General features: G+C 75.2%; 23 protein-coding genes. 5 read left to right on the top strand and 18 right to left on the bottom strand.

The window, feature by feature from the left end:
* Window positions 1-5 precede the first annotated feature (5 nt).
* From RM844_RS23460 to RM844_RS23385, 16 genes are all read right to left on the bottom strand, one after another.
* Window positions 6-881: a class I SAM-dependent methyltransferase gene (locus RM844_RS23460; RefSeq protein ID WP_311669334.1), complete on the bottom strand. Its 876-nt coding sequence runs from the start codon at window positions 879-881 to the stop codon at window positions 6-8.
* Window positions 878-1678, bottom strand: coding sequence for an alpha/beta fold hydrolase (locus tag RM844_RS23455; RefSeq protein ID WP_311669333.1), 801 nt, complete (start codon window positions 1676-1678; stop codon window positions 878-880). Before RM844_RS23455 ends, RM844_RS23460 begins: the two co-directional genes overlap by 4 nt.
* On the bottom strand, window positions 1666-2382 hold the full coding sequence (locus tag RM844_RS23450; RefSeq protein ID WP_311669332.1) for a LysR substrate-binding domain-containing protein: 717 nt from the start codon (window positions 2380-2382) through the stop codon (window positions 1666-1668). The genes RM844_RS23455 and RM844_RS23450 overlap by 13 nt, the downstream gene beginning before the upstream one ends.
* 3 nt (window positions 2383-2385) lie before the next feature.
* Window positions 2386-3153, bottom strand: a complete 768-nt coding sequence (locus RM844_RS23445; protein ID WP_311669331.1) for a DUF6182 family protein — start codon at window positions 3151-3153, stop codon at window positions 2386-2388.
* Window positions 3150-4310, bottom strand: coding sequence for a hypothetical protein (locus RM844_RS23440; RefSeq protein WP_311669330.1), 1161 nt, complete (start codon window positions 4308-4310; stop codon window positions 3150-3152). Before RM844_RS23440 ends, RM844_RS23445 begins: the two co-directional genes overlap by 4 nt.
* A gap of 2 nt (window positions 4311-4312) precedes the next feature.
* Window positions 4313-5764, bottom strand: a complete 1452-nt coding sequence (locus tag RM844_RS23435) for an NAD(P)/FAD-dependent oxidoreductase (RefSeq protein WP_311669329.1) — start codon at window positions 5762-5764, stop codon at window positions 4313-4315.
* Window positions 5765-5766: 2 nt separating this feature from the next.
* Window positions 5767-6621: a class I SAM-dependent methyltransferase gene (locus RM844_RS23430; RefSeq protein WP_311669328.1), complete on the bottom strand. Its 855-nt coding sequence runs from the start codon at window positions 6619-6621 to the stop codon at window positions 5767-5769.
* Between the two features lie 185 nt (window positions 6622-6806).
* On the bottom strand, window positions 6807-8423 hold the full coding sequence (locus RM844_RS23425) for a GH3 family domain-containing protein (protein WP_311669355.1): 1617 nt from the start codon (window positions 8421-8423) through the stop codon (window positions 6807-6809).
* A gap of 108 nt (window positions 8424-8531) precedes the next feature.
* Window positions 8532-9158, bottom strand: a complete 627-nt coding sequence (locus RM844_RS23420; RefSeq protein WP_311669327.1) for a nucleoside/nucleotide kinase family protein — start codon at window positions 9156-9158, stop codon at window positions 8532-8534.
* Complete coding sequence (locus RM844_RS23415; protein ID WP_311669326.1) at window positions 9155-9835, bottom strand: HAD family hydrolase; 681 nt, start codon at window positions 9833-9835, stop codon at window positions 9155-9157. Before RM844_RS23415 ends, RM844_RS23420 begins: the two co-directional genes overlap by 4 nt.
* A 76-nt stretch (window positions 9836-9911) precedes the next feature.
* A complete protein-coding gene (locus tag RM844_RS23410) occupies window positions 9912-10727 on the bottom strand; it encodes an AfsA-related hotdog domain-containing protein (RefSeq protein WP_311669325.1) in 816 nt (271 codons plus the stop codon).
* 102 nt (window positions 10728-10829) lie between these two features.
* Window positions 10830-11048: a tautomerase family protein gene (locus RM844_RS23405; RefSeq protein ID WP_113688177.1), complete on the bottom strand. Its 219-nt coding sequence runs from the start codon at window positions 11046-11048 to the stop codon at window positions 10830-10832.
* Between the two features lie 61 nt (window positions 11049-11109).
* On the bottom strand, window positions 11110-12012 hold the full coding sequence (locus RM844_RS23400; RefSeq protein ID WP_311669324.1) for a hypothetical protein: 903 nt from the start codon (window positions 12010-12012) through the stop codon (window positions 11110-11112).
* On the bottom strand, window positions 12005-12625 hold the full coding sequence (locus RM844_RS23395) for a hypothetical protein (RefSeq protein ID WP_311669323.1): 621 nt from the start codon (window positions 12623-12625) through the stop codon (window positions 12005-12007). The genes RM844_RS23400 and RM844_RS23395 overlap by 8 nt, the downstream gene beginning before the upstream one ends.
* A 159-nt stretch (window positions 12626-12784) precedes the next feature.
* Window positions 12785-13027 carry a phosphopantetheine-binding protein gene (locus RM844_RS23390; RefSeq protein WP_311669322.1) on the bottom strand — a complete coding sequence of 81 codons (243 nt, stop codon included), beginning with the start codon at window positions 13025-13027 and terminating at the stop codon, window positions 12785-12787.
* 315 nt (window positions 13028-13342) lie between these two features.
* On the bottom strand, window positions 13343-14206 hold the full coding sequence (locus RM844_RS23385; RefSeq protein ID WP_311669321.1) for a helix-turn-helix transcriptional regulator: 864 nt from the start codon (window positions 14204-14206) through the stop codon (window positions 13343-13345).
* Window positions 14207-14543: 337 nt separating this feature from the next.
* Between RM844_RS23385 and RM844_RS23380 the strand changes: the two genes are divergently transcribed.
* The 4 genes from RM844_RS23380 to RM844_RS23365 all read left to right on the top strand — a co-directional run bounded on the left by RM844_RS23380 (window position 14544) and on the right by RM844_RS23365 (window position 18490).
* The gene (locus RM844_RS23380; protein ID WP_311669320.1) at window positions 14544-15398 is read left to right on the top strand and encodes a thioesterase II family protein; all 855 of its coding nucleotides are present in this window, start codon (window positions 14544-14546) and stop codon (window positions 15396-15398) included.
* 50 nt (window positions 15399-15448) lie between these two features.
* On the top strand, window positions 15449-16267 hold the full coding sequence (locus RM844_RS23375; RefSeq protein WP_311669319.1) for a helix-turn-helix transcriptional regulator: 819 nt from the start codon (window positions 15449-15451) through the stop codon (window positions 16265-16267).
* 487 nt (window positions 16268-16754) lie between these two features.
* Entirely contained in the window at window positions 16755-17765 is a 1011-nt protein-coding gene (locus RM844_RS23370) for a beta-ketoacyl-ACP synthase III (protein WP_311669318.1), read from the top strand.
* Window positions 17766-17836: 71 nt separating this feature from the next.
* The gene (locus RM844_RS23365) at window positions 17837-18490 is read left to right on the top strand and encodes an NADPH-dependent F420 reductase (RefSeq protein ID WP_311669317.1); all 654 of its coding nucleotides are present in this window, start codon (window positions 17837-17839) and stop codon (window positions 18488-18490) included.
* A gap of 73 nt (window positions 18491-18563) precedes the next feature.
* On the opposite strand, the gene RM844_RS23360 is transcribed toward RM844_RS23365, so the two are convergent.
* Window positions 18564-19508, bottom strand: a complete 945-nt coding sequence (locus RM844_RS23360; RefSeq protein WP_311669316.1) for an alcohol dehydrogenase catalytic domain-containing protein — start codon at window positions 19506-19508, stop codon at window positions 18564-18566.
* A 115-nt stretch (window positions 19509-19623) separates the two neighbouring features.
* Here RM844_RS23360 and RM844_RS23355 point away from each other — a divergent pair, with 115 nt between their 5' ends.
* Window positions 19624-20994 carry a serine/threonine-protein kinase gene (locus RM844_RS23355; protein WP_311669315.1) on the top strand — a complete coding sequence of 457 codons (1371 nt, stop codon included), beginning with the start codon at window positions 19624-19626 and terminating at the stop codon, window positions 20992-20994.
* A 63-nt stretch (window positions 20995-21057) separates the two neighbouring features.
* Here the strand turns inward: RM844_RS23355 and RM844_RS23350 are convergent, their stop codons facing one another.
* A complete protein-coding gene (locus tag RM844_RS23350) occupies window positions 21058-21906 on the bottom strand; it encodes an SCO6745 family protein (protein WP_311669314.1) in 849 nt (282 codons plus the stop codon).
* Between the last annotated feature and the right edge of the window lie 87 nt (window positions 21907-21993).

The following is a 21993-nucleotide window of genomic DNA, read 5'->3' as shown; positions in this document are numbered from 1 at the left end:
TGCTCCTACTGGTCGTTCGGGTGTGGTGCGGGGACGGCGGCGGGCACGGTGCCGACGGCCACGACGTTGCCCTCCCTGATGTAGCCGTCCGGGGAGCGCAGCGGGTTGGCCGGCGCGTCCGGGTCGAGGAAGGGCGTCCAGTCGCCGGGCAGGCCGGCGCGCCCGGCCTGCTCCGCGAAGCGGGCGCAGGCGTGCGCGTAGAACCGTAGCTCGGCCGGCGACAGCGGTGCGTGATACTCCATCAGGTGGGTGTGCTGCCGCACCTCGGTCAGCCCGGCGGCGCGCAGCCACCGGTACAGGTCGCCGCCGCGCAGCAGCTGCCGGGCGTAGCCGGGGGCGGTGGCGCAGGCGCGGAAGAAGTCGGTGATCAGGAACGGGTCGGCCGGGCGGACCAGGCTGAGCGTGCCGTCCACGTCCTTGACGGCGACCAGCCCGCCGGGGCGGGTGACCCGGCGCAGCTCGGCCAGCGCCAGGGCCAGCTCCGCGTCGTCCAGGTACTGCGTCGCGTTGGCGCACCAGACCGCGTCGAACGCGTTGTCCGGGTAGGGGAGTTCGAGCAGGCTGCCGGGCCGTACCGAGATCCGGGCCCGGGCCGGGTGGGCCCGCGCCCGGTCGGCGGCCAGCCGCACGTTCTCGGCCGCCAGGTCGACGGCGGCGACCCGGCCGGCGGGGCCGACCAGCTCGGCCAGCCAGGGCAGGAACGCGCCGCCGCCGCAGCCGGCGTCCAGCACCCGCCAGCCGGGCCGGATGCCGACGCTGTCCAGCGCCGCGCGGTAGTGCGGGGCGCAGGCGGCGAAGTGCGGGTCGACGATCTCCTCGTGGGTGAAGGCGAGGCCGGTCGAGGTGGCGTAGCCCCAGCCCGCCTGGTGGGTCGTGGTCACGGGGTGGCCTCCGCGTGGGCCTGCCGGGTGAGCAGGTGGCCGAGGGTGTCCACGACCGCCTCGGGCGCTTCGAGCGGCGCGAGGTGGCCGACGCCGGGCAGGATCACCAGCCGTCCCCGGGGCAGGGCGGCGACCGCCTGGCCGGCCTCGTCGAGGGTGACCAGCTCGTCCTCGTCGCCGACCAGCACCACCGCCGGCACGTCGGTGGCGCGCAGGGTGTCCAGGGCGTCGGCCCGATCGGCGATGGCACGTTGCGCCCAGGCGACCGAGGCCGGCCGGGCCGCCAGCGCCAACTCGGTGACCCGCTCCACCAGTTCGGGTCTCCGGACGCGGGTGGTCGCGCCGAGCAGGGCCGGCGTGGTCTCGGCGACCAGCAGGTCCCTGGCCCGGTCGTCGAGGACCAGCTCGGCGAACCGACGCCGGCGGGCGGCGGCCGCCGGATCGTCGGCGGTGGCCCGCGCCGCCAGCAGCGCGAGGGCCGCGACCCGGCCGGGGTGCCGGCGCAGGAACGCCATCGCCAGGTAGCCGCCCATCGAGCAGCCGGCCAGCACCACGCTGCGCAGGCCGCGTCGGTCCAGCTCGGCGGCCAGCTCGTCGGCGGCCGTGTCGAGCGAGGGCGGCAGCCCGTCGGTGGGCGGCGCGGACCCGAACCCGAGCTGGTCGTGGGCGAGGACGGGGTGGCCCTGGGCGCGCAGGGCCCGGGCCACCTGGTCCCAGGACGAGGCGTCGAGCGGCAGCGCGTGCAGCAGCACCAGGGTGGGCCGGTCGGCGGGCCCGGCGGCGCTCACCGCTGCCACGCCCGTTCCGCCTCGGTCACCAACCACCGCACGTGCGGCGGCGGTTGTGTGGTGCGCAGCCAGGCCAGGGCGACCGGCGCCGGCGGCAGGTCGGTCACCGGCACCGCCCGCACGCCGGGCGGCAGGACGCTGGCCAGCGAGCGGAACGAGACGTGCACGGCGTGCGTGGTGCGCAGCAGGGCGGTCAGCGCGGGAAAGGTGGTCATCCGGTGCACCCGGCGGACGGTGCGGCCGGCGGGCGTCCGGGGCGGGGTCACCAGGTCCCAGACGTGCGGCGGGAAGTCGCCCGGGCAGGCGAAGGCGTCGAACGCGGCCAGTTCCTCGATCGACACGGCGTCCCGGTCGGCCAGCGGGTGGTGCGTGCCGACCAGCACGGCCCGCCCGTCCCGCTGGACCGGGGCGCTGACCGCCAGGTCCGGCTCGGCCCCGGGGTGGGTGACCAGCGTCCGCGGGTACTTGACCAGGACCAGGTCGGCGCGGCCGGCGCGCAGCGCGGCGAACGGCTCGCCGACCTCGTAGGGGACCAGCCGCACGGCCTCGCGTGGGTGGCCGGCGGCGGCGACGATCCGCCAGGCCTGGTCGCTGGGGCCGTGCACGCCGAGCCGGACCGGGCCGGCGGGCGCCTCCTCAGGTGCCTGGGCGGGGGTCGCCCGGGTGGCTGTGGCGGTGGCTGTGGACGTGGCTGTGGCTGGGGATGTGGACAACTCTCAGACCTCCTCGGTCAGTCCGGCGTACGCCTGGAGCCGGTCGGGTCGGTGCACGTCGGTGTCGACGCGCAACGCCAGGAACCGGTCGCCGGTCAGCCGCGGCACGAACCGCAGCGCCAGCCGGTCGCCCGGGCCGACCAGTCCGTCCAGGACCGCCTCGGTCAGCAGGTGGTTGACGTGCACCAGCGCCTCGGCGACGGGCACCCGGGCGGTCGCGACCCGCACCACCCGGCGGGCCGGGCGGCCGGGTGGCCGGCCGGGCACCGTCACCGTGACGGCCGGCCCGGCGGGCAGCTCGTGTGGCGCCTCGAAGCTCTTCAACAGCCGCCGCAGGGTGGCCGTCGCCGCGCGGGGCGCGGGACCGGCCCAGGCGACCGTGGCGTCCTCGGCGACCCGGTCGAAGGCGAACCGCTCACGCAGGTTCGGCGGACTACCGGCGAGGAACACGGTGCGGGTGAACGAACGCCGCCAGGCGGCGCCCGCCGCCGCGTCGAGGGCGAGCGCGAGGCCGCAGGTGTCGCGCACCCAGGCGGCCAGGTCGAGCCGGCCGATGACGACCACCGCCAGCACCTCGGCCGGGTCGGCGTCGGCGGTGGCGGCCAGCCCGGCGCGCACCGCGTGCAGGGCGCGCGCGTCCGCCGGATCGAGCCGCGCCGCCAGGTCGGGCCGGGCGGCGCGCACCCGGGCCACCGCCGCGTCGAGCAGCGCGTCCTGGGACAGCGACGGGCGGCCGGCGGGGCGCGCCACCGGGTTGACGAGGCTGGTCACAGGTACACCGCCGCGAGCAGCCCGGGGTCCGGGGCCGGCCGCCGGCTGCCCAGCAGCGAGCAGGTCAGCCGGTAGGGGTCCACATAGGTGTGGTCCCGCCGGTGCCGGCCGAGCGCGCCGCGTAACTCCTCGTCGCCGCCGGCCACCGCGTCCCTGGCCCGGTTCAGCAGCCGGCTCGCGGTGGTCAGGCACTGGCGCAGCAGGTCGTGCCGGAACGACTGCCGCTGGCCGGGGCCGAGGGTGGCGATGAAGTAGAGCCGCATGCCGAGCCGGAGCGCGGCCGTCCCGTCGTCCGGGCCGCCGGGCGCCGGTACCGGGCCGGCCATCGCCTCGCCGGCCGCGCGCAGCAGCGCGCCCGCCGTGTGGCCGCGCCAACCGCCGTGCCGGGCCGAGGTGATCTTGCCGTCGATCGGCACCCGGCCGAGCGACACCCGCCGCACGGTCGGCCCCAGGGTGGCCAGCACCCGGGCCAACAGCTGGTAGTCCGCGTCGAGTTCGCGGTCGTGGAGCAGCACCACCTCGTCGTGGTCGGGCACGATGGGCAGTAGCTCACGCAGCGCGCAGGCCAGGTAGTTGGGGCGGCCGTCCACCGAGACGATCCGGCGCAGCGGCATCCCGTACCGGGTGAGGTCCAGGTAGACCGGGCCGCCGCCGGGCCGCTGGTCGAGGACGAGGCCGACGGCGGCCAGCCGGTCGATCATCTCGGCCAGGCCGAGGCCCGGCGGCTGGTGCGCGACCAGGCCGGGGTCGTGCATGCCGAGCCGCGCGTAGTGCCCGGCCCACAGCCGCAGCATCCGTTCGCTGGCCGGGTGCACCCAGCCGTCGTGCTCCACGGCGTCCCGGTAGGGCCGCAGCGCCCCGGCGCTCTGCGGCCGGTCCGCGGCCCGGTAGGTGACGTAGAGGTCGCCGATGTCCTCCTCGGCGAGGGTGGCGTAGTCCAACTCGCCGTGCGCGCGGTCGAGGTACTCCCAGAAGCCGACCGTCTGCTCGGTGACGTGGTAGGTGGTGTGGCTGTAGCGGTAGGACACCTCGGCGAGCGGCGCGGTGGCCCGGTACATCACGTCGGTCCACAGCAGGCCCTTGAGGTGGCTGGGGGTCAGCGGCTTGGTGGGGGTGACGGTGACCGGGGCCAGCAGGACGTTGGTGCGAGGCGGCATCCTCAGCCTTCTTCCCTAGCGGCGATGGCGGCGCGGAGTTCGTCGTGCGTCGGCGGGCGGGGCCCGGGCGGCCGGGCCGCGGCGCCGACCGGGGCGGGCGGCAGCCGGGCCAGGAACCCCGGGGCGCCGTAGACCTCGGCCGGGGTGGCCAGGGTGTGCTGCAGCCGGCTGACACCCCGCCACGCCACCGGGTCGGTGGCCGCCGCGGCCGCCGCGGCGGCCACCCACTCGGCCGGCACCGGCGGCCGGGGCCGGTCCGCCGTGGGCGGCGGCAGCCCGCAGGCGGCCCGCCAGCGGGCGGTCCGCGCCCACGAGTCGTGCGCGCCCAGCTCGTACCAGGGGCGCAGCAGGCCGTCCGCCAACGCGGCGGCGGCGGCCGGCGATGGCCGGCCGTCCGCCCACAACTCGGCCAGCCGGAAGGCGTGTTCCAGCGAGGTGGACAGGCCGCGCCCGAACATCGGGTCGGTGACGCAGGCCGCGTCGCCGACCTGGAGCAGCCCGGCGACCCGGGGCCGGCCGTCCAGCGCGGTGCCCCGCAGCAGGTTCGGCGGCATCCCGATCACCCGCACCGGGCCGAGCGGTCGGGCGGCCTCGGCGGTCACCCACGCGCCGAGCCAGGGCGACAGCCGGCAGGCCGCGGCGAACCCGCCGGCGGCGCGCAGCCCGTCCGCCGCCCGGTCCTCCGGCAGCGCCCCGAAGGTGAGGGCGAAGACGTCGTTGTCCGCCGGGTGTAGCACCGCCGAGTAGTGGTCCCAGATGCCGCCGGCCGCGTTGCCCCGGTTCAACGGCCCGGGCGGCCGCCCGTCCGGGTCGCGCAGCCGGTAGAAGCGGCCGAAGGCACGCAGCCGGCTCGGCGACGACCGGTCCGGCGGCACCGCGACGCCGGCTGCGGCCAGCCAGCCGCGGGACCGGGACGCCCGCCCCGTGGCGTCCACCACCACCTCGGCCGGCACCGTCCGGCCGTCGTCGGTGACCACGCCGGCGACCCGCTGGCCCGACCGGCCGGCCGGGGCCAGCGACAGGCCGCGCACCGCCGACCCGTGATGGAGCGTCACCGCCGGCAGTGCCGCGGCCGCCCGGTGCAGCAGCACGTCCAGGACGGCCCGCCGGACGAGCAGCGTGGCCAGCTCGTCGTCCCGGTCCGCCGGCCCGCCGCACGGGCCGGGCGGCGCCAGGGCGTTGAGGTCGAGCAGCCGGGCGCCCTCGGCCAGCGCCGCGTCCAGCACGGCCGGCGCGTGCCGGCGGAGCGCGCGCACGCCGAGCCCGTTCAGGACGTGGTCGTGGGCGGCCTGCGGCACCAGCGGGCGGTGCCACAGCTCCGCGCTCTTGACGACCGGCCCGTCCGGCGGCGGGTCGCCCCGCTCCAGCACCCGCACCCGGTGGCCGCGCCCGCCGAGCGCCAGCGCGAGGGCCAGGCCGGCGACCCCGCCGCCGGCTATCACGGTGGTCGCCATGGTCAGCGGCGCCGGCCGTCGACGAAGAACACCCGCCGCACGTTCCGTTCGGCGCGCGGCGGCACCGGGTCCGGCCAGCGGCCGAAGTCGGCGCCCGGCTCGCCGGGTTGGACGGCCCGCACGTCGAAGCCGTAGCCGTCGAACAGCGCCTCCGGCTCGTCGGTGCCGAACACCCAGGGGCAGCCCCAGCCGGCGAACACGTCGAGCAGGCCCCGCATGTGCGGGAGCGTCAGGGCGGCGCCGTTGACGATGTCGGCGGCGATCCGGCTGCCGGGCGCGGTGATGCCGGCGACCCGCTCCAGCATGTGCCGCCCGTCGGCCTCCGGGATGTAGTAGAGCAGCCCCTCCAGCAGCCAGGTCGACGGCACGGTCGGGTCGTAGCCGGCGGCGACCAGCCGGTCCTCCCAGCCGGGGTCGGTCAGGTCGACGGCCACCGTGCGGTGGTCCACCAGTGGCCTGACCCCGCGCATCCGGTCGGCCTTGAAGTCGAGCACCGCCGGCCGGTCCACCTCGAAGTAGCGGATGTGCCCGGGCCACGGCAGCCGGTAGGCGCGGGAGTCCATGCCGGCCGGGGCCAGCACGATCTGGCTGACGCCCGGCTCGTGCGCCGCGGCCTGGAGCAGGTCGTCGAAGAAGCGGGTGCGGATCGCGTTGTAGTCCGGGGTGCTGGGCAGGGTGCGGGGCCGGTCGGGCGGGAAGGTGGCGGCGCGGATCTCGGCCAGCAGCTCGGGCCCGACCTCCCCGACCAGCCCGGCGGCGTAGGGGTCGGCGTACAGCCGGTCGTCGCGGCGGGTCTCGGCGGCCCGCAGGGCGGCGGTGAGCAGGGCGGTTCGTTCGACGGGTTCGAGCGCGGGCATGGGGCTCCTCGTCGGTCGGGGGCGTGCCGGGGTGCGCCGGTGGCCGCGGCCGGTCCGGCGCGCCGGGTCGTCGGTGGGTCGTCGGTGGGCGCGGGAGGCGACGGGGGACGGGCGGGCGACAGGGGGCGCCGGCCGGCCGGTGAGGTGGCCGGCCGGGGGCGAACGTACGGGCCCGGCGGGCCGGTTCAGGCTCCGGTCAGGCGTGCCCACAGCGCGTCGTCCGGCCGGAACAGCCGGTCCTTGACCTGGGTCGGGCGGATGCCGGCGCCGACCGCCGCGTGCCAGTCGCGGAGGAACGCGTCCTCCGGCAGCAGCCGGGCGGTCGGCGCGCCCAGCCGGCGGTCCGCCCGGGCCGTGGCGTACCCGGCCGACTCGGCGGCCAGGCCCCGGTCCAGCGCGGCGGCGAACCGGGTCGTCTCGTCCGTTCCCCAACCGCCGTGCGGGGCCAGCGCGAAGACGTAGGCCGGCACGCCGTCCCGGCCCGGCTCGACCCGGCAGGCCACGTTGCGCAGGCCGAGACCGCCGGCGTCGAGCGCGGCCCGCAGCGCGCGGACCACCTGCGCGTCGCGCAGCCGCTCGCCGGCCGCGTCGGAGCGTACGCCGCGCCCCGCGTACGCCAGCCGCGGCACCCCGCCGACCCGGTCCACCACCCGCACCACGTCCCCGACGGGGTACCGGTAGAGCCCGCCGACGTGGCTGAAGAGCACGTGGTACTCCCGGCCGGCCTCGATCTCGTGCGGCAGCAGGGTCGCCGCGTCGGGCGCCAGGTCGTCATCGGCCGGTACGAACTCGTGGACGGCGGCGGAGGCGACCAGGCTGCCCGCCGAGGCGTGCCGGTCCAGCGCCACCCCGACCGGCCCCTCGGAGGCGGCCACCGGCGCCGGCAGCAGCGCCACCTCGGGGCCGAACTCCGCGCGCAGCGCCGGCAGGTACAGCGACGCCAGGCCCGTCGTCCAGCAGAACAGCGCGCGCACCCGCGGCCACACGTGCGCCGGCCGGACCGTGCCGAAGTAGGCCGCCAGCCGCTCCAGTTCGGCGGCCCGGTCCGGGTCGGGGGCGCGGTGCGGCAGGCCGCCGAGGGTGCCGTCGCGCACCTCCTTGACGATCCGGTCCCACCAGAGGTTCAGCTGGTAGGGGACGGCGGCGATCATCGCCGGGTTGATGCCGACCAGCGCCCGCACGTCGCTCTGCACCGCCAACCGCAGCCGCAGGTAGGCCCGTTCCAGGTGGTCGCCGGGCTCGGTCGGCACCGGCAGCGACGCCCAGGGCGCGCCGGTGCCCGGCTCGGCGGACAGCGGCTCGCCGAACAGCGCGCCGAAGTCCACCTGGCTGGCGCCCACATGGGGCCGGCCGTCGCCGACCGTCGGTGGTGCGGTCAGCGGGTCGTGCTTGAGGTTGAGCACGGCGTCCGGCCGGGCCAGCACGTCGGGGAAGTGCTCGGCGAGCGGCGCCCAGGCCGCCAGGTAGAACGGCATGAACGTGGTGGCCACGAACCGCGGGGTGACCGGTACCTTCTTGTGCGCCCCGGTGCTGCCGCTGCTGGTGAAGTAGAGGGCCGGGGCGTCGGCGGTCAGCAGGTTCCGCTCGCCGGCCGCGGTCCGTTCGATCCACGGGGCGTGCCCGGCGTAGTCCCGGATCGGGACGGCCGACCGGAACGCGTCGAGGGTGCGGATCCGCCCGAAGCCGTGCCGCCGGCCGAACTCGGTGTCCGCGTTGAACGCCAACAGGTCGGCCAGCGCGCGCTGTTGCGCGCCGCGCGGGTCGGCGTGCTCGGCGCGCAGCCGGTCCCGGGCGGCGAACACCCGGGCCCGGTAGCGGTCGAGGTGGCCCGGGGTGAGCCAGCCGGAACGGACGGTACCGGGGGCGGGCGGCGGGGGACCCGGCGGGGCGGGCGCGGCGGAGTCGTTCACTTAGTTCAGTTCCTCCAGGACGGCCGCGGTGGCCCGGTCGATGTCCGGCCGCTCCCGCAGCAGCGTCACCGGCACCTCCCGCACCTCCTCCAGCAGCATCTTGCGCAGGTTCTTCTGGTACCGCTCGAAGCTGGCCCAGTCGCCCGGCACCCCGTCGTGCTCCAGGTCGTTGAGCAGCGTCCCGTCGCCCCGGCGGCGCCAGGCGGTCTCCGGCGAGACGTCGAGGAAGAGCACCCGGCGGGGCCGGGGGAACGAACGCCACCAGGAGTACAGGCGCTCGTCCCGGACGCCGGCCAGCCGGCACTTCGCCAGGATCTTGTAGTAGTAGGAGTCCACCAGCACCGGCTGCCGCGGGTCGCCGTCCAGCAGCCGGTCCCTGACGTGCACCACCGCGGTCTGGAGGACGGCGGCCAGCAGGTCGGTCGAGTAGGCGGCGCCGAGCCCGGGCAGCAGGTGCTCGTGCACGTCCCGGCGGAGCCGGGTGATCAGCCCGTGCTCGGGGGCGACGAACGCCCGGTCGGTGGAGACCAGCCGCCAGTCGGGCAGCGCCCCGGCGAGCCGCGCCATCACCGACGACTTGCCCGCCCCGTCGGGCCCGAGCAGCACCCAGAAGGCGGGCCCGGTCACCGGGCGGCCCGGCTCGCGGAGCGCCGCTCCAGCCGCGCCCGCAGCTCGTTGTCGCTCCCGACCACCACCGGGCGGCCCACCAGCTCCAGCATCGGCAGGTCGGAGACGTGGTCCCCGTAGCCCCAGCAGTCCGCCGGGTCGACGTCCGGCCGGGCCGCCAACTCGGCGGCGACGGCGGCCCGTTTGCCCTCGCCGATGACGGGCGTGACCACCTCGCCGGTGTACCGGCCCCGCTCGGTGGTGGGCCGGGTGCACAGCACCGTGTCGGCCGCCACCTCCCGGGCCAGCGGCGCCAGCACCGGTGGGAAGGAGCCGGAGACCAGCACCAGGGTGGCGCCCGCGGCGCGGTGCGCGCGCAGCGCCCGGCGGGTCGGGTCGATCCAGAAGTCCCCTGGGGCGGCGGCGCGTTCGGCGAACCAGTCGGCGGCCAGCCGCTCGATGGTGGACACCGACTCGCCCGCGTACTGCTGGTAGTAGAACCGGTTGATCTCCGCGCGCGGCACCCCGCCGGTGGCCCGGCGGGTGATCTCGGCCATGATCCGGTCGTACTCCCGCTCGCCGGCCGCGCCCTGCCGGCGCACCAGCTGGTAGTGCAGGAAGTCGAACATGCTCTTGACGGTGATCAGCGTCTCGTCGACGTCGCTGAAGACCAGGTAGGGGCGATCCGTATCTGACATCTAGCGCTCCTCGGCACGACAGTGGGCGACCCGCGGGGGCCCGGGCCGCCGTGGTGGGCTCAGCGGTGCGTCACGGTCACGAGGCGCGGACCTCGGGGGGCGCCGGCGCGGCGGCCAGCCGCGCCGCGCTCTCCTGGAGGGAGCGCCGGGCCGCGCGGGTCTCCTTGGTGTGCAGGACCTGGTTGTCGAACGCGGTGAACCGCACGTCCATCCCGGCCGTCTCCGACTCGCCCTGCGTCACGGCCAGTTCGCAGTGGAACATGGTGCGGGTGCGGTGCGGGGAGCGGTGCGCGACGACGTGGCAGCGGACCACCGCTGGCAGCGGGAAGAGGAAGCTGCCGTACCGGGTGGCGAAGGAGTCGATGACGAAGTAGCTCCGGCCGGCCGCCTCGGGCGCCAGGTAGTGCTGCTCGGCCACCGCGATGAACATCTGCCGGCCGGCCTCCATCGCCAGCATGCCCTGGATGTGCTGGCCGGTGAGGTGGTCGGACATCACCTCGTTGCGGGCGTCCACCACCAGGTCGGACTCGAAGAGGTCCTCGCCGACCCGGCGTGGCCGGGAGATCAGCACGTTCTCCTGGCGGTGCTTGTGCGCGATCTCCCGCCCGGCGAGGGCGCGCAGCGCCGTGTCGTCCAGCAGCACCCGGTCGGTGAGGTCGTGCCGGGCCAGGGCGTCCCGGACGTAGTCCACGTCGAACCGGGACACCCCCTGGCCGGGCGTCACCAGGACCGGGCCCGGCCCCTCGGGGAACGCCCCGTCCCTGATCAGGCGGACCAGTTCGGAGACGGTCCGCACGCCGTCGTGGTGGGCGAAGGCGCCGAACACGTCGCCGACCAGGAACAGGGTGTCGCGCCCGGGGTCGGTGGTCTCCGCCGCGGTTTCGTGGGGCATGGCGTTCGGTCTCTCCCGTATCTCCGGTGAATGTGCGGGTCCTTGGTGGATCGACGGGCCGCCGCCCCCCGCCGGCATGGGCGGGCCGGCGGGGGGCGGGGGTCACTCGGACTGGCGGCGGCTGAGCTCGGGGAACTTCGGGTCGCTGCCCAGCGCCCCGCCCTCCGCCCAGCGGTTCCGCGGCACCTCCTGGATGTAGACGGTGATCTTGTCCAGCGGCGCCCCGGTGACCCGCCGGACGGTGCGGGTCAGCTCCTCCAGGAGCTCCTGGCTCTGGGCGTCGTCCTGGCCGTCCCAGGTGGTGACGGAGATGATGGGCATGGAACCTCTCCTGTGCTCGCGCTGTGCGGGTCTCGGTGGGGTGGCGGCGGGGCCGGCCGGGTCAGGCCGGCGGCGCCTGGGTGGTGCGCAGCTCCTGGAAGGCCGGGCCGCGCAGCTTCAGGTGGGCGTGGATGTCGCCGCCGAGCCCGAACTCGCCGATGGCGCCGCCGTAGCTGCGCTGGTAGCTCATCCACAGCACGACCACGTTGATGATCCGGTTGGCGCCCGGCAGCTCCGGGTCGGGGAACGGGTTGGGCATCGTGGCGTGGTAGCTGCCGGCGCCGGTGGCGTCCGTCACGAACACGTTGGGCACCCCCAACGGGCCCGGCCGGGTCGGCCCCGCCGGGTCCAGGTCGTGCGCGCGCAGCGACATCACGGTGTAGACGCTGTGCGGCACCAGCCGGGAGAAGACGAAGTCGAACGTCCCGGCGTGCCCGTCCGCGGTCACCCCCACGTCCAGGGTGCCGGCGCCGCGCATCCACTGCCCGAACGTCACCGGCTCCACGACCTTGGGGCCGTCCTCCGGGCGCAGGTCAGGGATGGGCACCTCGTGGAAGGCGTGGCTGGGCCGCTTCACCTGGTCCGCGTCCGGGAGTTGCTCCGGCGCGAACACCATCGGGTAGTTGTTGCAGGGCAGCGGCAGCGGCAACGTGTACAGCGGCACGTCCCGGTCCGCCCCCTCGGGGTCGGTGTCCAGCTCGCGCACCACCGTGTACGGGGCGAGACGGCCGAACTCGGGCACCGGGCTGTCCGGGGAGACCACCGCCGCGCCCCACTCCGGCACCGCCCGCCCGTCGGGCGTCGCCCGGGGGATCATGCCGACCACCACGAAGTCGCCGTTGCCGTCCATGACCTCGCTGGGCGGGTAGAGCGGCCCCTGCGTGGTCAGGCTGAGTTCGTGCGTCTCCCGGCGGTTGGGCGTGGCGGGCGCGCCCGGGGCGGTCGCGGTGCCGGACTCAGCCATCGGCCCGCTGGTAGAGGCGGGTGTACAGGCCGCTCTCGCCGCCGACGATGAACCGGTCGCCGGCCTGCTGGACGATCTCCTGGTACCGGGGCGAGGTGAAGACCGCCTGGTACTCCTCGGGCGTGACGTCGAAGCCCGACACGAACATCACGCCCGGCTCGGAGCTGACCAGCGAGTGGTAGGCGAGGAAGGTCGTCACCTCGGCGGCGCCGCGCACCACCTCGAAGATGGTGTTCTCGCGCCACTCGCGGTAGTTGGCGTACTCGCGCGGCTTGACCTCGATGTGCCGCAGCTGGAGGTAGCGGGTGGTGGGCACCGGCTCGGCGGTGTCCTTGGGCGCCTCGACGAAGTCGAGCAGCTGCCGCCGGAAGTCGGTGACCAGGTCGGCGGAGACGCTCTCCCAGAGCTTCTGCCAGCCCTTGTTGAGGGCGGCCAGCTCGGCGGGGTCGCCGACCGGGGTGACCTCCAGCAGGCCGTCGCCCTCGACGCTCCGGAACAGGGCGCGGCCGGCCACCGGCTCCTTCTGGTTCAGCGCGCTCCACTCGGCGAGTACCTGGTCGACCTTGCCGGGGGCCACGGCGACTTCGTTGAGAACGAGCAGGGGGGAAGACACGGGGTTTCCTCTCGCTTGGCACGTGCTTGACGACGCGACCGGCCGCACGCGGGTCGCGCTGGAGGGTGCGGGTTGACCGCGGGTGAGGGTGGTGAGGGCGGTGAGGGTGGTGCGGGGGACCGCGCCGCGGGGGCGCGGGGTGGGAGGGGGCGCGGCGGGTCAGGCGACCGGGACGCCCTTGTCCTCCAGCACGGCCGCCGCCTCGGCGACGGTCTGCTCGGGGACGAGGTCACCGCTCTCGATCGCGATGTCGAACGACTTCTGGAGGCGCAGGGCGAGTTCCTCCAGCAGCAGCGAGTCGATCTCCATGGCCTCGAAAGTGGTCTCCGGCGTGACGTCCGCCGTGGGAACGGCCAGTTCCCCCAGGACCACGATGATGCGACTTTCGATCGAATTACCCATTGCTTCCTCCGCGATTCACTGGGAACGCCGACTGCCGATGAGTTCCGTGGCCCCGAACGGCGCCGTGGCGCCGTCGTGTGGGAAGAACTGCTGCGGGGACGCACCACACTGTGTCAACGGCTGGTTTTCCGGGCCCGGTATTCGCGACAGCCGGAAATCCTCCGCGTCCCACGCGTTCATCCTGGGATATCGGCACAGGCCGAGGAAGTGTCTCCTCATCATGGTGGTGCGAACACCACCCCGCCGGCGCGGTGTGCGGCCGAAGCCCGGCCGGGGACGACCCGGCCGGGCTTCGGCGGCAGGCGCGCGTACGGCTCAGTGGCCCCGCGCGTGCGCGTCGACCAACTCCCGGGCCGGCGCGGCGGATCGCGGGGCGCCCGGCGGGGAGAGGTAGAGGACCATCAGGCACTCCGGCAGCTCCGGCACCCGCATCACCACCCGGTCGAAGACCACCACCCCGGCGTCGGGCAGGGCGATCCGGCGGACGTTCTGACTGGGGTCGTCCACCTCGTGGCAGTCCCACAACTCGGCGAAGCGCGGGCTGCGTTCGCCGAGCCACTCGGCGATCCGGCCGAACTCCGGGTCCTCGGGGAAGCGGGCCGACTGGGCCCGGAACTGGGCGACCAGCCCCCGCCCCACCTGGTCGGTGTCCGGGTACTTCCGCCGGGTCGCCGGGTCGGTGAAGAACTTGACCAGGCAGTTGTGGTCGCGCGGTGTGATGCCGAAGAGGGCGTGCGCGGAGGCGCTGGCCAGCTGGACGCCGCCGTAACGGTCGGTGATGTAGGTGGGGTTGAACGACCAGCCCTCGACCAGCGCGCGCATCCTGGCCTGGTCACCGCCCCGGTCGCGCCGCTCGGGCCGGGGCGCCGGGTTGTGTCCGGTCAGCCGGTAGAAGTAGGCGCGCTCGTGGTCCGGCAGCCGGAGGGCGTTGCTGACGGCGTTCACGATGCCCTCGGAGACGTTGATGTCCCGCCCCTGTTCGAGCCAGGTGTACCAGGACACCCCCACCCCGGCCAGGGCCGCGACCTCCTCGCGCCGCAGGCCCGGCGTCCGGCGCCGCTCGACGTGGACCAGGCCGACCTCCTCGGGGGCTATCTGTGCTCTTCGGGTCCGCAGGAAATGCCGGAGCTTCGCGCGCCGTAGGAGCCCGGACACCGGGGGGGACGAGGTTGCCTGCATGAATCGACCTCTCTCCTTCCACTCGCCACCGGCCACGTGACCGCGCACCGGAAGCGTCAAGCTTTTGCAAAATTCCGCCGGGCTCGACGTCGAACCCTCCGAAGGACCCGAAGAAGTTGTCGCGCGATGATCGAAAACCTCGTCGGTCACGCCATCGGACAGCGATACGAACCCGGAACTCCCTGGAAGAACGGCTGGTGTTCGCGGTTCCGCTCTTCCTGGCCGCCCCGGCTCGCCACCATCAAGCCGATTATCGGTGATTGATTCTGCTGGTGGTGGCACCACCCTGTTCAGGACACACTCCCTCCCGCCCGAATCCGGCCGCAGAATGGCGGACATGGTGCACACGGTGCGGAGCGTCCCGGTGGGGACGGCGACGGGAACGGCGGACGACCTCCGGGCGAGGACCGCCCGACTCCGCCTGTTCTGCTTCCACCACGCGGGCGGCAGCCCCTGGTCGTTCGCCGGTTGGGGCCGACGGCTCGGCCTCGACGTCGAGGTGGTGCCGGTGACCCTGCCGCCCCGCTCGGCCAGCGCGACGCCCGGCGCCGTCAGCACCATGGACGCGCTGGTACGTGAGGTGACACGGCAGCTGACCCCCTCCCTGGCCGAGCCCTACGCGTTCTACGGTCACAGCATGGGGGCGCTCGTCGCGCACGGCGTGGCCCAACGGCAGGTCGCCCAGGGGCGACGCGCGCCCGACCGGCTGGTGGTCGGCGCCCACCGAGCGCCACATCTCCCACCCGCGCTCCACCTCAACGTAGGGCTGTCGGATCGCGCGGTGCTTGAGCTGCTATTGGGTCTGGGTGGAGCCGGCCGGTTACTCAGGGAGAACCCGCGGCGGATGCGGGCCGTCACCAGCCGGCTCCGGGAGGACCTGCGGGTCTCCGCCACCTACCGCCACCCGGCCGGCCACCGCCCGCTGCCCAGCCCGATCCACGTGCTCTTCGGCACCCACGACCCGCTGGTCTCCGCCGAGGACGCCGCCGCCTGGCGGGCGCACACCAGCGCCCGGTTCACCCTGCGCGCGCTGCCCGGCGGACACTTCTTCCAACAGGACGACAAGGAGCTGTTCTTCACCGAGCTGAGCCGCGTGCTCGGCACCGCGGGAACGCCTGATTCGACGTCAGTTCACCTGGACGAAACGGGACTAGAGCCGTTCGCGGGGCTTGGCGATCCAAACCGACAGTGATGTGATCCTCACCGCTGACACCCGGCACCGGCGGTCCTAGATTCGGCTCCATGGACGCCACGCTCTCCAGGACCCACGGCAAACTGAAGCGACGCAGCGAGCTGACGCACTTCCTGCGCACGCGTCGCGCCGGGCTCTCACCCGCCGACGTCGGGCTGGCGACGCGGGGGCAGCGCGCCCGGGTCGGCCTCCGCCGGGAGGAGGTCGCGGTCCTCGCCGGGGTCAGCGCGTCCTGGTACGCCTGGCTGGAACAGGGCCGCCCCATCCGGGTCTCGGACGGGGTGCTGGACGCGGTCAGCCGCGCCCTGCGGCTGACCGAGCTGGAGCGGGTGCACCTCTACCGGCTCGCCGAGGCCAACCCGCCGCTGCCCGCGTCCGGCGCCGAGGCACCGACCGCCGGCGTCTACCAACGCGTCGTCGACGCCCAGCTGTTGGGCCCCTCGTGCGTCATCGACCGGCACTGGGAGGTCCTCGCCGCCAACCAACTCGCCGCCGACGTCCTCGGGTTAACGGGTGGCACCGGCCACAACTTCCTGACCAGCCTGTTCACCGAGGCGCACGGCGAGCGGTACCGGGACCTGCCGCGGGTCGCCCGGCAGATGACGGCCCGCTTCCGGCTCCAGGCCTCCTACGCCGCCGACGACCCGCGCTACGAGCGGATCGCGGACCAACTCGTCCAGCGCGACCAGCGGTTCGCCGCCCTGTGGAACCGGCACGAGGTGGCCGAGTTCGAGCCGACGCCGGTCGAGGTGACCCACCCGGACGGCGATGTCCGGTCCTACGTCCTGTTCACCATGGACCTGGACGAGGCGGCCAGCACCCGGCTGCTGGTCTACCTGCCCCCGCAGGCCGCCCCGTTGGCCGCCTGAGCCCTCCCGGCGCCCGCGGCCTCCGCCGCGCCGCCGGCACGCCCGCACGCCCGCGTCCGCCCGGCGGTCGCGGGCGCCGTCGTGCGCGGGCCGGCTCCCGCCCGCCGCCTGACGCCGTCCCTTCCCCGATGCCGGTGCTCCCGTCCCCGATGCTGGTGGTCCCGCCACCACCGGGGGCGCCCACCGGGTCAGCAACGTCTGGCTGTCGCCCCGTCACCGTCGGATAATCGGTGCACGGCGCGGCGACGGCACGGTCGCCGGCTCCGCGCCGCCGCGAGGGGCCGTGCCCCGGCGCCCGCCGGCCAGGCCCGGCGGCGACCACCCGAACCACGCCCCACCGCCACCCCCCGACGGGGCCGGCCGCGCCACCGTGCCCGGTCGCGGCACCCCCGTACCGGCCACGTACCGGCAGAACGTACCGGCAACCAGGGAGGCTTCCGTTGTCCAAGGTCACCACCCCACCCGCCGCGGCACGGCGGGCCGTCCGATGAGCGGCGCCGCCGTCCTCGCCGGGCTCGGCACCTTCGTCCCGCCCCGCGTCGTGACCAACGACGAGCTGTCGCTGACCCTCGACACCTCGGACGAGTGGATCCGCACCAGGACCGGCATCACCCAACGGCACTGGGCCGACCCCGGGACCGCGACCGGCGACCTCGCCGTCGAGGCGGGCCGGCGCGCCCTGGCGGCCGCCGGCACCGACACCGTGGACCTGGTGGTGCTCGCCACCACCACCCCGGACCACCCCTGCCCGGCCACCGCGCCCGAGGTCGCCGCCCGGCTCGGCCTGCCGCACGTCGCGGCCTTCGACCTGGCCGCCGTGTGCAGTGGCTTCGTCTACGCGCTGGCCACCGCGGCCGGCGCCATCGCCGCCGGCACCGCGACCCGTGTCCTGGTCATCGGCGCGGAGACCTACTCCAGCATCCTCGACCCCGAGGACCGCACCACCTCCGTCATCTTCGGCGACGGCGCCGGCGCCGTGGTGCTGCGCGCCGGAGAACCCGACGAGCCGGGCGCGCTGCTCGCCCACGACCTGGGCAGCGACGGCTCGTTGAAGGACCTCATCATCGTCCCCGGCGGCGGCTCCCGGCAGCCGCCGGCCGGCGCCGAGAAGCCGGGGCCGCGCCCCGCCGACTCCTACTTCCAGATGCAGGGCCGCCCGGTCTTCCGGCACGCCGTCACGCGGATGGCCGCCTCCTCGCAGGCGGTGCTTGACCGCGCCGGCTGGTCGGCGGATTCGGTCGGCCGGTTCGTGGGCCACCAGGCCAACGTCCGCATCCTGCACGCCGTCGCCGACCAGCTCGGCATGGCCAGGGACCGGGTCGTCGTCAACCTCGACCGGGTCGGCAACACCTCGGCCGCCTCCATCCCGTTGGCGCTCGCGCACGCCGTCACCGAGGGCCTGGTCGCCCCGGGCGACCAGGTCCTGCTGAGCGCCTTCGGCGGCGGCGTGACCTGGGGGTCGACGGCGCTGGTCTGGCCCGACGTCCCCGTCCACTGAAGCCGCGCGCCCCGTCCACCACGACGCGTCCCGTCCACCACCACCGCCGCACCGCATCCGAGGAGCCCCAGATGACCGCATCCGTGACCCCCCTGACCGTCGCCGTCCTGGGCGCCGGCAACATCGGCCGGCCGCTCGCCCGGCACTGGCTGGCGGCCGGGCACACGGTGGCCATCGGCTCCCGCACCCCCGGCGAACCGACCGACCTCACCACCCCGGCCGGCGCGCCGGTCACCACCGTCAGCCACGCCGAGGCGGTCGACGCCGGCGACGTCGTGCTGCTGTCCGTCCCGCACCCGGCCCTCGATGTGGTGCTGGACGGGCTGGGCGACCGGCTGGCCGGGAAGACCGTGATCGACGCCACCAGCCCCATCGGCCTGTCCGACGACGGCCACTTCGTCTCCCAGCACGGGCCGGGCGTCACCCAGGGCGGCTGGACCGCCAAGCGGCTGCCGAGCAGCACGGTGACCCGCGCCTTCACCCACTTCCCCGACGAACTGCTGTGGTCCCGCGGCACCCAGCAGCCGCACTTCTGGGGCATGGGCCTGGCCGCCGACGACGCCGACGCCCGCCGGACCACCGAAACCCTGGTCCACGACGCCGGGTTCACCCCCGTCTGGCTCGGCGGCCTCGACGCGTCCGCCGCCCTCGACCCGGGCGGCGCGCTCTTCGGCTACTTCTCCACCGCCGCCGGGCTGCGCACCGCCGCCGGTCTCGACGCCTGAACCCGCCCCCACCCCGGGCCCGCCGCCACCTCGGGCCCGCCGCCTCGCCGCGGCGGGCCAGGGGCGGCCGTCGTCAGGAGAAGTCCAACACCAGCCGGCCCCGCAGCCCGCCGGCCGCCAGCAGCCGGTGCGCCCGGGCCGCTTCCTCGGCCGGCAGCACCTCGGCGACGTGCAGCGACAGGGTGCCGTCCTCGACCGCGCGGGACAGCGCGGTCAGCCGCTCGGTGTCGGTGATGCCGTCCGTCACCATCACCGGGCACACCCGGACGCCCCGCTCGGCCGGCCCCGCCCAGCCGCGCAGCTCGGCCAGCGTGCCGCCGTCGGCGACCGCCGGCACCAGCTCCGCCGTCTGCATCGAGCCGTCCACCAGGCCGACCACCCCGTCCGGCGCCAACGCCCGTATGTGGGTGGCGACTTCGGGGCCCCGTTCGACCACCTGGTCGGCGCCGAACCCGCGCACCCGGTCCACGTCCCCGGGCGCGGCGTCCGCGACGACGGTCAGCCCGTCGGCCTTCGCCAACTCCACCGCGTAGCCGCCGACCGCGCCGGCCGCGCCGGTCACCGCGACCGTCCCACCGGCCGGCACGGCCAGCGCGTCCAGCGCCAGCCGCGCGGTCATGGCGTTCATCAACAACGTGGCCGCGGCCGGGAAGTCCACCCCGGCCGGCGCCGGCACCACCGCCGCGGCCGGCACCACGACCCACTCGGCGTAGGCACCACCGCCGGGGCCGGTGAACAGCACCATGGTGACCACCCGTTGGCCCACGGCCAGCCGCCCGTCGCCCCCGGGCCCGACCTGGTCGATCACCCCGGCGGCGTCCATCCCCGGCACGAACGGCGGCTTTCGGTCCGGCATCCGCACCGCGTGCCCACCGGTCCGCAGCAGCACGTCCGTCGGATTCACCGCCGCCGCGCGCACCCGCACCCGCACTTCCCCTGGCCCCGCCTGCGGCTCGGGCAACTCCAACACCCGCAGCACGTCGGGCCCACCGAACTCGTACAACCCCAGAGCCTTCATACCGCCTGCCAACTCCCCGTACCCGCCCGTCCATTCCCGGGCCGACCGCCTTCGGCAGGCCGTCGGCCGAACCGGGGTCCGTCGCACGGAGCCGAGCCCGGCTATATTCCGTTCCGTGGACAGCGACCAGGGGGAACTCCTCGCGGACCGTTACCAGTTGACCAGTCTGCTCGGCCAGGGCGGGATGGGGGCGGTCTGGCGTGCCTATGACCAGCGGCTGGGGCGGGACGTGGCCGTCAAGGAGCTGCGGCTGCCCGAGCACGTGGCGGCCGAGGAGCGGGCCACCTGGATGGCCAGACTGGATCGGGAGGCGCGGGCGGCCGCGCGGTTGAAGCATCCGGGGATCGTGACGGTCCACGACCGGATCACCGGAGCGGACGGGCGGCCGTGGATCGTCATGGAGCTGGTGGCCGGGGGGTCGCTGGACGACCTGCTGCGGCAGGGGCCGCTGCCCCCGGAGCGCGTCGCCGACCTCGGCCGGCAGGTGGCCGCCGCGCTGGACGCCGCGCACCGGGCCGGGATCACCCACCGGGACATCAAGCCCGCCAACATCCTGCTTGAGGACGGACGGGCCGTGCTGACCGACTTCGGGATCGCGGGCCTGGAGGGCGACGCCGCCCTCACCGCCACCGGCGTGATCATGGGCACGCCCGCCTTCATGGCCCCCGAACAGGTGCGGGGCCTGCCCGCCACCGCCGCTTCCGACCTCTGGTCCCTGGGGGCCACCCTCTACACCGCCGTGGAGGGACACCCGCCGTTCACGGGGGCCACGTCGAGCGCGGTGCTGGTCGCCGTCGCGACGGACCCGCCGACCCCCGTCGTGCGGGCCGGACCCCTCACCCCCGTCCTGGCGGGCCTGCTCCACAAGGAGCCCGACCAGCGCCTGACCATGGAGCGGTTGCGCACCCAGCTCGATCAGGTGCCCGGCACCGCGTCGCCCGGCGCCGAGCCGCCCGCCGACCCCTCCCGTTGGCCCACGGCCCCCGCGCGGCCCCCGGCCACCCCGCCACCGCCGGCGGCGACGCCCGCCCCGGCCCGCCGCCGCATACCCCGCTGGGCCGCGTGGGCCGGCGCGGGGGTGGTGGCCGTCGTGGTGTCCTCGCTCCTGGCGCCCGACTCAGGTGACGCGTCATACCAGGACAACCGCGCGGCAGCCGAAGCCCTGGGCCATCCCCCGGACTTCACCATCGTGTCGAAGGAGCGCGCCGGCGGCGACCAGGCGCGCGTCCGGTACAGCGGCGGCCCCGTCACCGGCGATCCGAGCACCGGGCAGTGGAACAACATGGCCTCCTGGATGGAGGAGCGGCCGGGGGTCGAGAACGCCGCGATCCCCACCGTCAACCCCGACTGCATGACCAACGACGTCGGATGCGTCTGGGGCGTGGAGCGGATCGACGGATACTCCGAACCCACCATCCTCCGCGCCAGAACCTACGCGGAGGACGGCATCCTGCTCCTGGAGATCGAAGTCGGCGCCCGGGACTGAGCGACCCTGACCAGCCGGACTCAAGATGACGGCGCTTCATGGAAGTCACTTTCGCGACAGGCCCTACCGCGTGGCTCCTGTGTCCACGTGGAAGGGGTAGGTCCCGGCCTCGGTGAACGCGTCGTGGATGGGCAGGATGAGGGAGGTGAGGCGGCGGACGTTCGCGTCGCCGATCGGCGTCCACAGCGCCGCACAGTGCTCGTCGGTTTCGGTCTCGATCTGCTCGCGTGCCGCGATGCCGGCGTCGGTCGCGGTGCCGTCGGGGTGGAGCCAGCCACGTGCGGCGAGGCGGGTTGTTGCCGCGGCCACCTCCTCGTCGTCCCACAGTCGGGTGGCACGTGCGATCGCTTCGGGGAAGTGGCCGGTGGCGGTTTGCAGTACGTTGCAGTCGCACGGTCCGATGCCGTTGGCGGCGAGTACGGTGAAATGCGCGTCGCCGCGCCACTCGCGCAGCACCGTGATCTGCTGCCAGAGCGCGACCAGCGGATGGGCCGGGAGTGGGATGGAGGCGTTGGCGGCGGCCATCGTCTTTCCCGCGTAGTCGGCGCGTTCGACGACCGGGTCGATCAGCGATCGTGCCTCCGCGATCCGGGCGGAGGCGAGGTTGACGCCGACGCGCCGCACCGCGCGCTCGACGGCGGTGAAGCGAGCGGCCTGCCACTGATGTGGCGTCGCGGTGTCCCACACGCCTGTCATGGCCCGCACCGACCGCGGGCTGAAGTTGTAGAAGGCGGCGAGCGTGCTCTGCCACGACACTGGGCCCATCGGGGCCGCGCGGAGCGCGAAGTAGGCCGGCCCGTCCTCGCTCACGCCGAGTTTGGCGGCCTCTTCCGGCGCCTCCGGAATGAAGTAGACGAAGAGGTGGGCCGCGTTGATGGTGAGGCTGACCTCGCGGACGGCGTTCCTGTCCATGCTGGTGTGACCGGGGGTTCTGGTGAGATGCATCGCTGGTTGTCTCCTGACTGGTCGAAGGACTCGGCTGGTGGGCGCGGGCACACA

This window comes from Streptomyces chisholmiae (assembly GCF_031845445.1).
Classification (GTDB): domain Bacteria; phylum Actinomycetota; class Actinomycetes; order Streptomycetales; family Streptomycetaceae; genus Streptomyces; species Streptomyces chisholmiae.
Note: the sequence above shows the minus strand (reverse complement) of the source record. Positions and strands in the feature narration are given on the sequence as shown.